Here is a 12,815-nt window from a genome sequence, read left to right on the forward strand (position 1 = left end):
GTAAAACACGTAATAAAGCCACCCTATTTAACACCGTAAACGAATTAACAGAAACAGGCCAGAATCCAATCGCCAAGAGGATGGAAACGATGCTTATAACAAGCAACAGAATTGTAATAACCTTCAGATTCGGTCCATCCTGATTGAAACTTTTTCGCTTTCTATATAAAAAATAAACGCCCAGAGAAGATTCTGAGCGTTTACACGTCGTATTTTTATACACCTTTATAGTCGTTGCTTTCGTATAAATCAACGAGCTCAATATCCTTGTTTTTGTCCCGGAAATAGCGATACGTAAAGTCATTTTCAAATAATACAACGTAACGCTCATTACGGTCGCGAACAAGTAAGCTTCTTGAATCAAATAAACGAGTATCCACATTTTTATTTGCAATCCATCTTGGAATTCGAGTTCCAAGTGTAGTAAATTCAACGGATACATTGTACTCGGCCTCTAATCGATATTCAAACACATCATATTGAAGCTGGCCAACCGCACCAAGAATGAACTCATCATTTGATTCTTGTCTGAATAATTGAATCGCACCCTCTTGAACAAGCTGCTCAATTCCTTTTCTAAATTGCTTTGCCTTCATAACATTCTTTACTCGAACCTTACGATACATTTCAGGCGGGAACACTGGAAGTTCCTGATAGTGCATATCTTCTTTACCAGCAATTAATGTATCACCGATTTGGTACACGTTTGGATCATATATTCCAATGATATCACCCGGAAATGCTTCATCAACTGTTTCACGGCTTGCTGCCATGAATTGCTGAGTCTGATTCAGTTTGATTGATTTACCGGTACGGGTGATGTTAACACTCATTCCGCGCTCAAACTTTCCGGAACAGACACGCAGGAACGCAATCCGGTCACGATGCTTCGTATTCATATTTGCTTGGATTTTAAAAATATACCCCGAGAATGTTTCGTCCTCTGGCGGAACAAGTCCAAGATTCGTTTTGCGTGGTTTTGGTGCTGAGGCAAATTGCAAAAATGTATTAAAGAATGTTTCCACACCAAAGTTTGCAAGCGCACTACCAAAGAAAACAGGTGTTAGCTCACCGCCTGCAACACGCTCGACATCAAAATCGTTACCTGCTTCATTTAATAAAAGCAGCTCATCTTGTGTACTTTCATAAACAGGGCTATCTGTAATCGCTGGATACTTGCCTTCTTCTAGGTCCTGTAATGAAATGATTTTTTCATCTTCATTCCCAGTAAAATGAACAAAACGATTGTTATAACGATCGACAATTCCCAAAAATCGTTTTCCCATACCGACTGGCCAGTTCATTGGAAATGATTCAATTCCCAGAACCTCTTCAATCTCCGCTAACAGATCAAGTGGATCCTTACCTTCACGGTCAAGCTTATTAATGAATGTAAAAATTGGAATTCCTCTCATGCGACAAACTTTGAATAGCTTAATGGTTTGTGGCTCAACCCCTTTTGTAGAGTCGATGATCATCACAACACTGTCCACAGCGGTTAACGTACGATAGGTGTCCTCACTGAAATCCTCGTGTCCCGGTGTATCCAAAATATTGACATAGAAGTTACCATACGGAAAACTCATAACACTTGATGTTACTGAGATTCCACGTTGCTTTTCGATTTCCATCCAGTCCGATGCAGCGAATTTTCCTGATTTTTTTCCTTTTACCGTACCCGTTTCTCGAATGACATTTCCAAAAAACAATAGTTTTTCTGTCATCGTCGTTTTCCCTGCGTCCGGGTGTGAGATGATGGCAAAGGTTCTTCTTTTTTGAACTTCATCTATATAACTCATGCAAATTTCCCTTCCGTTATCACGAATTGTATCTAAAAAAATATATCACAATTAAATAAGAACTACAACGAGAATTGATTCCAATTTTACCCGAAGAAAAGTAAAAAAAGGTGGCCAATCTGTGATACAAATCACAGTCTACTATACAGGTTCCCACTATACTAAAGGTAGAAACAGAAAAACAATTATGAGGTGAGTGTTAATGTTTGCAGCTTATTTTATACTTATAAGTGTTATTCTTATTTGCGTGGGTTTTACGGTACAAATTATGAACGGTATTAAAGAAATAGATAGAAAATCACTAGATCAATAATTTAAAAAATGAAAACGGGAGAGTCTAGTTTTTCAACTAGACTCTCCCGTTTTTTCGTCATCAAATAAAGGTACCCTTCCATTCTATAGCAACCCGGCCGCCGTAGAGATTCTTCCTTAGGCCCGTGGCTTTGCGTCATTGCCTTTCAACAATTTTGCCTTTTGTATAGTTTGGTCGTCTATCTTTGTTGTCTATCTAATGGCTTGACTCATTCGCTGATATTTACGCTGAATACTGATTGGGCTACGGTTAAGTCTTTTTCCAATGTCTGAAAATGGTGTTCCCGTTGCTACAAGCTCAATCATGGAATGTATTTCAACGGTTGTCCATGCTCTGTAATTGACCCTCTTTTGCTTTGAACGCTCCCCTTCAACCCAGCAAGGTTCAGGAACAATCGCATTTTTTTCTATTTTAGAGAAGTCAATTCGGTCTTTATTGTTCTTAGCCCAATCCCAAAAATCTTCAGGTTTAATAAAGTAAAACTTGCGTGTATTTCGTGTTGCCTTTTTTGTGTACTTTAGTCCATGGTTATCAATCCATAGCTTTACAGACTTTGGATCAATTTTTAATAGAGTTGCCAATTCATGCATCGTTAACTGGCCGGTGAAGGATTTCGTATTCGATAGCCCAAGTCTCTTAATCTTTAACTCAACCGCCGTTTCCGTTCTATGAAGGTGATTAGCAATCGTTGAGATCTTCATACGACCTACATTGTCTTTTAAAAACTCTATTTCCTCATATGTCCATGTTCTTTTTTTCAAATCAAAAATCCCCTTTTCATTCTTAATAGCACTAAGAATGAAAGGCCTTTTGATGACATACCACTATCATATCATACTATCGAACTAAAAAAACATGGGTTATTTTATTTTTTCTATGATTGTCAAGTGCTTTTTATACTTTTCTAGATTGCAGGTACGTATGTAGTAAATTCGGTATAAGTGGATTTATGTTTTCCGGAAGAGTATAGAGACCAAAGAACTGGGCATCCAATCCTTCGCTACGATTTACTTCAAGATGTCCGCCAACAATCTCCCTTGTAACATAAGCAATCGTAATTGGATAAAATTCATCTCCATTTGGCAGTTTCACATGGTGTTCTTTACCAGAAAACACACCGACAAGATCTAATTTTCCGATTCGCAGCCCTGTTTCTTCTAGTACTTCTCTCCTACCTGCTTCTTCAGCAGATTCTCCTAATTCTAAAAACCCTCCAGGAACACCCCAATCACCATTCAAACGTCGGTGAAGTAAGATTTCACCATTTTCATTAATAACACCCACAGCAGTACCAACTAAATTAAGCGGTCGATTACCGATAACTTCTCTTAAATCTTCAATATAACCCATGCGAATTCTCCTTTTATTGGAAAATGATTTAGTTGTAGAAATAATAACATATTTAGGTATAAAATAAAATTCGAATTTTCATATTATTTAACATGATGCAGTATTAACGCCATCACATTTAATTATTGTCATTATCAAAAACATGCTGTCGTTTCCCGGGAAATGTTGTCGGTAATGAGAAATTTGTCGGATGTATTCAAAAAGAAAAATACGAAAAGGTCCGAACCATATTTCAGGTTGGGACCTTCCTATAATTTAAGATAAATTTCTCTCTATCTTTATTCCCCTGTTTTTTCAGTAAGCCATGCTGTATATTCTTCTGAGATTTTTTGATCAAACAAGGTTTCGTAAATTGTGTCTTTGCTATCTTCTTAATTAGCGTTATTCAAGTCCTGTATTATTGCTTGTTAAAGTTAGCTTTGCTGTTTCGAGTTTGCCACTGCGGTAAAAGCTTAACTCAATTTCGTCGCCTATTTTCACTTTTGAATATAAATATTGGCGAAGCTCCATTGAGCTTTTAATTTCTGTATCATTGATTTTCACGATGACATCGGTCATTTTTAAGCCTGCTTTTTCAGCTGCAGAGTTCTGTGCAACACTTGTTACGATAACTCCTTCCTTGATATTCTCAGGAAGGTCGGCATAATACATTCTTGGAATTTCAGCAAGGTCTGCTAAACCTATGCCGATAAATGGACGTTCAATTTTCCCGCTTTCAATTAAGCTGTTTATAATCGGCACAACATCATTACTAGGGATCGCAAAGCCTAATCCTTCAACCCCACTGTTTGCAATCTTTAAGCTGTTAATACCAATGATTTGTCCTTGTGTATTTAAAAGGGCACCACCACTGTTACCGGGGTTTATCGCAGCATCTGTCTGAATAACGTTTAGCTCCCAGCTGCCTGCCGAGGTATCAACAGAAATACTGCGATCCTTTGCACTTACAATTCCTGATGTCACTGTTCTTGATAAATCAAGTCCAAGTGGATTTCCAATGGCATACACCTGATCACCAGGGCGCAGTGATTCGGAGTCACCAAATTGCAGAACCGCCTCTACATTTTTAGAATCTATTTCTAAAACAGCTAAATCAGTTAACGGATCTGTTCCAATTAATTTAGCCATTGTCTTTTCACCATTATAAAGGGAAATTTCCACTTCATTCGCATTTTCAATTACGTGGTTATTTGTTACAATGTACGCTTTATCGCCTTCCTTTTGGAAAATAACTCCAGAACCTGTTCCGCTAGGCACACTTTGTGAGTTACTTCTATTAAACGGATTTTGTTGAGCCTGCATGCTTGTAATTCCAACAATTCCTTTTGATGCATCTTCAACCATATCCGCAACTGAAGAAGTTGAGTCATTAACTGCAGTTGGTTGAATTTTCACCGGTCCAGAAGCTTCAATTACCTCTGTGTTCTTCTCAGTTGCTGGTGCATCTGAATTGAAATAACCTTGTAATCCATCAATATGTGGTGCGACTCCAAGTGTTAATGCAGAGCCCAGAATGCCTGCGGATACCATTGACAAAAAACTTTTCATTTTACCATTTGATTTCTGTTTAGGCTTCGATGAGCGAAGTGTCGTTTCTTCGGTAACTGCTGATTGCTGAATTGTTTCTGCTTCAAATGGTTTAGATGGAACTTTCTCTGCATCTGATTCTAATTTCATCTCTTGTTGTTCGTACTGAATTTCTTCAGGTTGATTTTCTCTATTTTCTGGGTTGGTAGATTGATCTTCTGTATGATTAAATTCATCAAAACGTTTATCATTTTCCATTTTGAATTCCTCCTTGATTAACTCCTTGTATCTATAATAGCCAAAAATTATGAACAAAATATTAACAAACCTTGAAAAGACATGGAAAAATCCATCAAAAAATTGATGGATTTACTCAAATGGAATTCGAATTTCGAACTTAGTTCCTTTTCCTTTTTCACTAGTCACTTTAATTTTTCCGTTATGTAGCTGGACAAGCTGTTTAACAATTGAAAGTCCCAGACCGAATTGACCAAATGGCGTTCCAGTTCTTGAGACATCAGCTTTGTAAAAACGATGCCAGATATTTTCGATTTCCTCTCGGTCAATTCCCATCCCAGTGTCTTCAATTTCGATGATCGTTTCGTGCTCGCTTGCTTTTCCACGAATCAAAATTGTACCGTTCTCGGTGAATTGGATGCTGTTCTTGATAATATTAATTAAAATTTGTATCAAACGATCATAGTCAGCTGTTATTGTTAAAGCTTCAGGAACCTCAACGATTAATTGATTATTTTTTTCATCCGCCTGTGGCTCAAGTGTATCTTTTACAACCTCAAATACATCAATTAATTCGATTGTTTCCTTTTGGAGGGTCACTTGATTGGAGCGAATTTTTTCATAGTCCAAGTTTTCATTCACAAGGCGTATTAGGCGCTTTGTTTCCTGGCTTACTAATTGAACACCCTTTTCCTTTTCTTCATCAGGAATCAGATCATTTTTTAATCCTTCAATCACACCACTAATCGTTGTAAGTGGAGTCCGCATTTCGTGAGAAACATCAGCCATGAATTTACGTCTTCGGCTCTCAAGGCTTTCGATTTCCTGCATCGATTTCTGCAAACGTTGTGCCATTTCGTTAAAATCCTGTGACAGCTCACCAATTTCATCAAAATCGGATGAGGGCAATTTTACGGAAAAATCCCCTGCAGAAATCATTGAAGTTGCTTTCCTTAGACGCTTAATCCGCTTTACATGAATCGTAGACAAGATCCAGCTCATTAAAAGTGCCACTGCCAATGCCAAAAACATCGTATAAAATAAATATCGGTTGATATCATGTATCATTTCCTGTGTTCCACTGATCGGTGATGCAAGCAGGACCCCACCGACAAAGGTTTGACCAAGCATATAAGGCATAACGATAAATGTCACTTCCTGCTCAAAACGCTTATAATCCTGTTTCACGGACACGATATGTCCGCTTCTAACCTTGTCCCATTCTTGCTTTTTCAGCTTTACTTGCGGTACAAATCCACCACCGACACTTAAACTGACTCCATTTTCGTCAAATACTGTAAAATAAATATTCCGCTCACCCAGCATGTTTGAGTATTGCCGAATTAGTGAATCAACATTTGAGGTGCGATTAAGATCTGCAATGATATTCTCTCCATATGTGGTCAATTCATCGACCTTTTCTTCAAAGACGAGATTCCCAACATAATGCGCGAACACAATACTTAAAATAATAAATGCAACTACAATCACACTTATGTGGCTAAAAAGCTGCTGAAACATGTACCGAAATTTCATTTTTCTTCCTCGACAGACTCATCGAATTTGTAGCCAACACCCCATACTGTATGAAAAAAGGGCTGGTTTGCTGTACCCAGTTTTTTTCGAAGCCGCTTAATATGGACATCAACTGTGCGCTCATCCCCATAAAACTGGTAGCCCCACACACGATCCAATAACTGTTCCCTTGTAAACACCTGCTTCGGATGTTGCGCAAAATAATATAATAAATCAAATTCCTTAGGTGTTAAATTGGTAATAGCTGTCCCATTTAGGCGGACCTCTCTTGTATTCTTATTAATTTTAAAATATCCGGTTTGAAGAGTGTCGGCTTCTGCATCATCTACATTCCGATTATTATAGCGGCGAGTGACTGCTTTGATCCGTGCCATTAAGGCCAGTGGACTAAATGGCTTTGTGACATAGTCATCCGCTCCCATCTCAAGTCCCAATACCTGATCAGATTCACTATCCTTCGCTGTCAGCATGATTATTGGAACAGTGCTTTTCTCCTCGCGAATTTTTCGGCAAATGCTTACTCCATCCATCCCAGGCAGCATCCAGTCCACAATGAGTAAATCCCAATTTTCCTCTTTAAAACGGTTATAGCCTTTTAGACCATCATGGACAAATTCCCCATCGATGCCTTCCTTAGAAAAAAACATTTCAATCATCGAACAAACACTTTCATTATCTTCTATAACAAGAACTTTCATGTTTACAACTCCTATATCGAACCATTCATACTTCTATTTTACTATACAAATTCTTATTTATAAAAGGAGTGCTTATTTTTTTATAAACTGATATTCACGTCCGTAACTATCAGTGTAATGCAGTTTTATTTGATTATCACTTATTTCAAATATCAAGGTTTCATACAGATATACAGCTTGGTAACTGAATTGATTGTTTATTACTTTTACAAGATTAATAGGATACGTATAGGGAACACCATACTTTTTAGGTGCTGTTAAAAATAGGGAGCTGCCGTTATTTTGGTGAACGGTAAGCATCATACTTTCAGTTTCATACTTGCCTACTAATGGCGTGAAATCAATATCATTTTCTATTTTTTCCCTGCCTGCAATAGGCTTTATATCAATGCCAAATACAATTTTCGAAAGATTATCACTCAGTTTTTCAACAGGTGTAAGATTTAGATTTGATAATACAATGACCGTTACATCCTTATCTAGATATAAATAAAAATCACTGACAAAGCCGTTGATATCACCAGAATGACAGGCTGCTTTTTCAGGGTTATTTAGTAAAAACCAACCATACCCATATCCATCGAGGTTAGCAGTAAACATTTGGCTGACGAGCTCTTTGCTTAAAATGTTGCCCTTACGTATAGCTTGTCCCCACTTGAATAGATCCTCAACAGTCGAGTATAAACCGTATGCACCAAGAGGAAATGACATGTCTATAAATTCTGTATAAATGATCGTTTTATGTAATGTGTGGCCCGTTGCCAAATGTGGAACAATGGTTCTTCCATCATCGACACCTGTATCCATCATTCCGAGGGGATGGAATATTGTTTCCTTTAAAAAATCTGAATAGGATTTCCCTGTAATTTTTTCAATTACTGCCGTTAATACTAGATAACCAGCATTACAATATTCCATCCTCTCCCCCGGCTCAAACTCAAGTGGTGCTATTTTAAGAGAGTCTATGATTTGATCAAGTGTGGAGGGCAGCCGCATCGATTTCGCCCAATAGTCCGGTGATGAAGTGAAATCAGCGATTCCTGATGTATGGGATAACAAGTGATGAATCGTGATTTGATTGCCATACGTAAAGTTCGGTAACAACAGATCAACTGTATCCGTTAATGCAAGCTTGCCTTCATCAACAAGCTTCAAAATAGCTGCTGCCGTAAATGCCTTAGACAAGGAACCGATTCTGAATTTCGTTCTTGAAGTCGCCTGCACCTCATATTGGAAGCTTGCATATCCATAGCCCTCTGAAAGCAGGATTTCGTCTTTTTCCGCCACAAGTACAGCCCCATTAAAATAACCTTGATCAGCTAGTGATTTCATATAACTTTGCAGTTTTTGACTCATAAATTCCTCCTATGTATGGAAGGGCTAGTGAGCTTAGCCCCAAAGTGTTACACCTTCATTTCCCCATGTTCGATCGCTGACTTTTCAATTTGTATGGTGGTGTGTTCTATTTTAAATTTATCGCGAATTTTATCAATCGCTTGCTGTAAAATTTCCTGACTATCGTGGTCATCCTTGATTAAAATATGACAGGTAAGTGAATCCATGCCAGATGTAATCGTCCAAATGTGGAGGTCATGAACATCCAGAACCCCGTCAATTTCTTCAAGTGTCGCCTTTACCTCTTTTTGATTAATTGTGATTGGTGTACCTTCCATTAAAATATGAATCGAATGCGTTAATACACCCCAAGCACTTTTTAAAATGAGAATCGCAACCACAACTGAAATAATCGGATCCGCAATATACCATTCAAAGAGCAACATCAATAGACCAGCTACTATCGCCCCAACCGACCCTAGAGCATCTCCTAGGACATGCAAATATGCACTGCGAAGGTTGACGTTATTTTTCACATCGCCTTTGCTGATCAATGACCAGGCACTAAGCAAATTCGCCAAAAGCCCAATTCCAGCAATGATCATCATAGTCCCGCTTGCCACTGTGGGCGGTTCAAAAAAGCGTTGAACTGCCTCATACACGATAAAGCCCGCGATGATGAACAGTGTAACCGCATTAAATAGAGCAGCCAAAATTTCAAACCGGTAAAATCCGTAGGTTTTCTTCGGTGATGCAGGCCTTGTCGCAAACCAAAACGCAACCAAGCTTAATAATAGAGAGCTTGCATCACTCAGCATATGACCTGAGTCTGATAGTAAGGCTAAGCTATTTGTAAAAAGTCCCCCGAAAAATTCAAGCAGCATAATTCCGGTGGTAATAATGAGAGCAATGAGTAAACCTTTTTTGTTTCCTTCCCTCACTTCATCGAAATGATGGTGATGATGGTGACCATGATGGTCGTGTCCATGATGATGGTGATGTCCCATCGTTTCCCCTCCTATTCGTGTTCGATATGATGAATGACTTGGTGCAGCAAGGTAATGACATGTTCATCATCATATGTATAAAGGAATGAGTTTCCTTCGCGTCTGTATGTCACTAAGCGCAGATTTCTTAGAAGGCTAAGTTGATGGGATACCGCCGACTGTGACATTTCGAGGACCTCTGCAATATGAGTGACCGAGCATTCCTCTTGAGATAATAAAAAGAGGATTTTTATCCGCGTTGGATCGGCAAGTGCCTTAAATATCCGTGACGCTTCGTCAATAGTCATTTCTGATAAAAATGAATGTTCCTTTTGTTCCATTTTTTACCTTCTTTCTTATTGTTCTTTACATCCGTATGGTAATGAATGAATTCAGAAAACATAATCAGATAGGGTTTTCTGCAATTTTGGAATGGTAACTATATGAACATATGCTCATACATAATATTAAGATGCGAGATAAAATGTGTCAATAGGAATTGGAAATTAATTCATTTTAGAAAAAGTATTAAAAAACCTGCATTCCGTCTTGAAATGCAGGTGCAACATACTATTTGCCTTGTTCCCATTCTTCCCTCAAAAGTCCCATGCGAATTGAATCATAGTAGAAGCCATTATAATAACGGCATTTTCTCATACGCGCTTCGAGTGTCATGCCAAGCTTTTGGCCAACCTTGATCATGCGGTGATTTCCTGACCAAGTGGTGTACCCGACTCTTTCGATGTACGGGATTGTTTCAAACAAATAGTCAATCCAAAGCTTAATTGTTTCCGTTCCGCAGCCATCACCCCAATATTCAGGTAGATAGATGACTATCCCCATCTCAAGCCATCTTGTTGCTTCACTTTCCCAGTAAAAAGTAACAATACCAATGATTTGACCATCTGCTTCAATAATCATTTGATCTAATGGATAGTGTTGCATTGTGAGCTGATGCTCTGCCTTTTTTAAATACGTTTCTTTATCAATATACTTATGGCTGAAATAAGGTGCATCCCATTTTTTCCATTCCGGATTTGGATCAGCATAGCGAAACTCCCAAAGACTCGGCAGATCTTCACTTTCAATTTGGCGTAATGTTACTTTTTCCCCTTTAATTTTGACCAGATTCATTCTGCTCCCCCTGTTTTCGTTAAATGTATATTTCCAACATTTTACCTATTCATATATTTTTTATTCGATATGAATAGAGAAAATCCTTTCTTTTATGTACCTTCAATACGAAAAAAAAGCATGCAGCGTTAATCTGCATACTTTTATATTCCGACTACTTCTAAAAAGTGGTCTTTAAATGATTCTTCTTTTTCAAATTGCATTTTTTGTTGTTGTTCAATTTCAGCCCGTCTTTCGATCTCGAATTCTTTTAATTTTGTTTCGCTAAAATCACCATCAATTAAGGCTTGTTCGAGGATCGGTGCTAACACATAAGCATCCTTTATTGCACAGTTGATTCCAATCGCAGCTGTTGGAGTCATGGTATGAGCGGCATCGCCTATAATGACTAGACCATCCTTAACCCACGTTTCTGCATTTGAGCTGAACACTTTTAAGCAAACAAAGTTTTTCCAAGACTGGATATGGTCATGAACGATTGGTTCTAACTCTGGAAAACTTGTTAAAAGTGGTTCCAAAAATGGTTCCAGCGGTTGTTTCCGTAAAGAGGCAATTGTGCCTTCTTCAATGTTCCAGCCGATTTGAATCATTCCACCTGTTTGTGTGAATAAGGCAAGTTGATGACCATTGACAAAGACCATTTTAGTTGAAGGTGCCCACCCTACTGGTGCTGGAATCTTAGCCCAAAGTACATCATACCCATGTGTTTCCTCCGAGGCAGTAATGTCAGCAAGTCTCCTTACGGTCGAATAACGACCGTCCGTACCTACAACGACCCGGCTTGAGATATTAATTTCTTTTCCATTTTGTTTTGCTGTTACACCTGTGTAGTTTCCATTTTCGTCCTGAACTAGCCCAGTTACACTCGTATTTAATAGCAGCTTATAATTTGGAAACTGCGCAGCTTCGTTTGAAACAGCGGACAAGATATGTGGCTGCGGGATATGGATTCCAACATGATCCTCTCGTGTTGGAGTGATTGATTTTACAATATTTCTTCCATAATAATATTCAACTTTTTTCATTTTTAATAATCCAAGTGCTTCTATTTTATCGAAAAGATTATGTTCTTTTAAAATGGCTTCAGTTTCTGCGTTGATGTGCTCTCCTCTAAATTCACGATTATCCCCTGAAGTGCGCTCAACAACAATGGTAGATATTCCTTTCTTAGCCAATAAGTAGCCAAGTAAAGCACCTGCCGGACCTCCGCCTACTATGCAAACATCTGTCTGTAGATTCATATTTTCACCTTCTATAGTAATCGTAGGATGCAAAAAAGTTTTCTAATACGAAACAAAGTTTACTAAACGATAATTAAATCATAACAACCACATTTTATTTGGTCAACTGAAATTCATTTCCAATCATTAATGGAATAATATAGATAGGATTTTGTAAATTAAAAGGAAAGGGAGAGATTATTATGAAGGTTAGAGACTTCATGATTACTAATGTTTTTACTGTAAAACCTTCGAATACTGTTAAAGAATTATTACTTGTCCTTAAAACAAATCGAATTGGCGGTATGCCGGTAGTTGATGATAAAGGGAATATAGTCGGAATGGTCTCAGATGGGGATGTCTTACGCTACCTGATTCCAAAGCACATGGGGATTGCTGGGATTGCTGGGGTTGTTTATTTAAGTGAGTATGGGGAATTAAAAGATGTTGTGCAGGAAAAGTTAGATACACCTGTAAAGGAAATCATGACCAAGAGAAATATCCTCTTCGTCTCCCCCGATGATGATTTCGAAAGTGCAATGCGTTTATTGTCCAAACATCACTTCAAAAAACTGCCGGTAGTTAACGGCGCTAGCCGCGTTATAGGTGTTCTTAGCCGAGGGGATATTATTCAGAATATAACAGATAAAATTCTAATGCTATAAAAAGAATCCATTCGC

12 protein-coding genes and 1 riboswitch are annotated in these 12,815 nt (G+C 38.2%); of the genes, 1 reads left to right on the forward strand and 11 read right to left on the reverse strand.

Features of this window, described 5'->3' with window-relative positions; genetic code table 11:
* Positions 1–215 precede the first annotated feature (215 nt).
* The 11 genes from LKW28_RS03590 to LKW28_RS03640 form a co-directional block, all read right to left on the reverse strand.
* Positions 216–1,799, reverse strand: coding sequence for a peptide chain release factor 3 (locus LKW28_RS03590; protein WP_229138966.1), 1,584 nt, complete (start codon positions 1,797–1,799; stop codon positions 216–218).
* A gap of 397 nt (positions 1,800–2,196) precedes the next feature.
* Positions 2,197–2,281: riboswitch (cyclic di-GMP riboswitch) on the reverse strand.
* 22 nt (positions 2,282–2,303) lie between these two features.
* Entirely contained in the window at positions 2,304–2,873 is a 570-nt protein-coding gene (locus LKW28_RS03595) for a helix-turn-helix domain-containing protein (RefSeq protein WP_229138967.1), read from the reverse strand.
* Between the two features lie 133 nt (positions 2,874–3,006).
* On the reverse strand, positions 3,007–3,462 hold the full coding sequence (locus LKW28_RS03600; RefSeq protein ID WP_229138968.1) for an NUDIX hydrolase: 456 nt from the start codon (positions 3,460–3,462) through the stop codon (positions 3,007–3,009).
* 381 nt (positions 3,463–3,843) lie between these two features.
* A complete protein-coding gene (locus LKW28_RS03605; protein WP_229138969.1) occupies positions 3,844–5,247 on the reverse strand; it encodes a S1C family serine protease in 1,404 nt (467 codons plus the stop codon).
* Between the two features lie 111 nt (positions 5,248–5,358).
* Positions 5,359–6,762: a sensor histidine kinase gene (locus tag LKW28_RS03610; protein WP_229138970.1), complete on the reverse strand. Its 1,404-nt coding sequence runs from the start codon at positions 6,760–6,762 to the stop codon at positions 5,359–5,361.
* The gene (locus tag LKW28_RS03615) at positions 6,759–7,460 is read right to left on the reverse strand and encodes a response regulator transcription factor (RefSeq protein ID WP_229138971.1); all 702 of its coding nucleotides are present in this window, start codon (positions 7,458–7,460) and stop codon (positions 6,759–6,761) included. The genes LKW28_RS03610 and LKW28_RS03615 overlap by 4 nt, the downstream gene beginning before the upstream one ends.
* A gap of 72 nt (positions 7,461–7,532) precedes the next feature.
* Positions 7,533–8,816 carry a serine hydrolase domain-containing protein gene (locus LKW28_RS03620; RefSeq protein WP_229138972.1) on the reverse strand — a complete coding sequence of 428 codons (1,284 nt, stop codon included), beginning with the start codon at positions 8,814–8,816 and terminating at the stop codon, positions 7,533–7,535.
* Positions 8,817–8,863: 47 nt separating this feature from the next.
* Complete coding sequence (locus tag LKW28_RS03625; RefSeq protein ID WP_229138973.1) at positions 8,864–9,802, reverse strand: cation diffusion facilitator family transporter; 939 nt, start codon at positions 9,800–9,802, stop codon at positions 8,864–8,866.
* A gap of 11 nt (positions 9,803–9,813) precedes the next feature.
* A complete protein-coding gene (locus LKW28_RS03630) occupies positions 9,814–10,122 on the reverse strand; it encodes an ArsR/SmtB family transcription factor (RefSeq protein WP_229138974.1) in 309 nt (102 codons plus the stop codon).
* A 229-nt stretch (positions 10,123–10,351) separates the two neighbouring features.
* Positions 10,352–10,915 carry a GNAT family N-acetyltransferase gene (locus tag LKW28_RS03635; protein WP_229138975.1) on the reverse strand — a complete coding sequence of 188 codons (564 nt, stop codon included), beginning with the start codon at positions 10,913–10,915 and terminating at the stop codon, positions 10,352–10,354.
* A 143-nt stretch (positions 10,916–11,058) separates the two neighbouring features.
* Complete coding sequence (locus LKW28_RS03640) at positions 11,059–12,156, reverse strand: FAD-dependent monooxygenase (protein ID WP_229138976.1); 1,098 nt, start codon at positions 12,154–12,156, stop codon at positions 11,059–11,061.
* 182 nt (positions 12,157–12,338) lie between these two features.
* Here LKW28_RS03640 and LKW28_RS03645 point away from each other — a divergent pair, with 182 nt between their 5' ends.
* Positions 12,339–12,800: a CBS domain-containing protein gene (locus tag LKW28_RS03645; RefSeq protein WP_229138977.1), complete on the forward strand. Its 462-nt coding sequence runs from the start codon at positions 12,339–12,341 to the stop codon at positions 12,798–12,800.
* The last annotated feature ends 15 nt before the right edge of the window (positions 12,801–12,815 follow it).

Source organism: Bacillus sp. REN16, from assembly GCF_020731355.1.
Classification (GTDB): Bacteria; Bacillota; Bacilli; order Bacillales; family Bacillaceae_L; genus Ferdinandcohnia.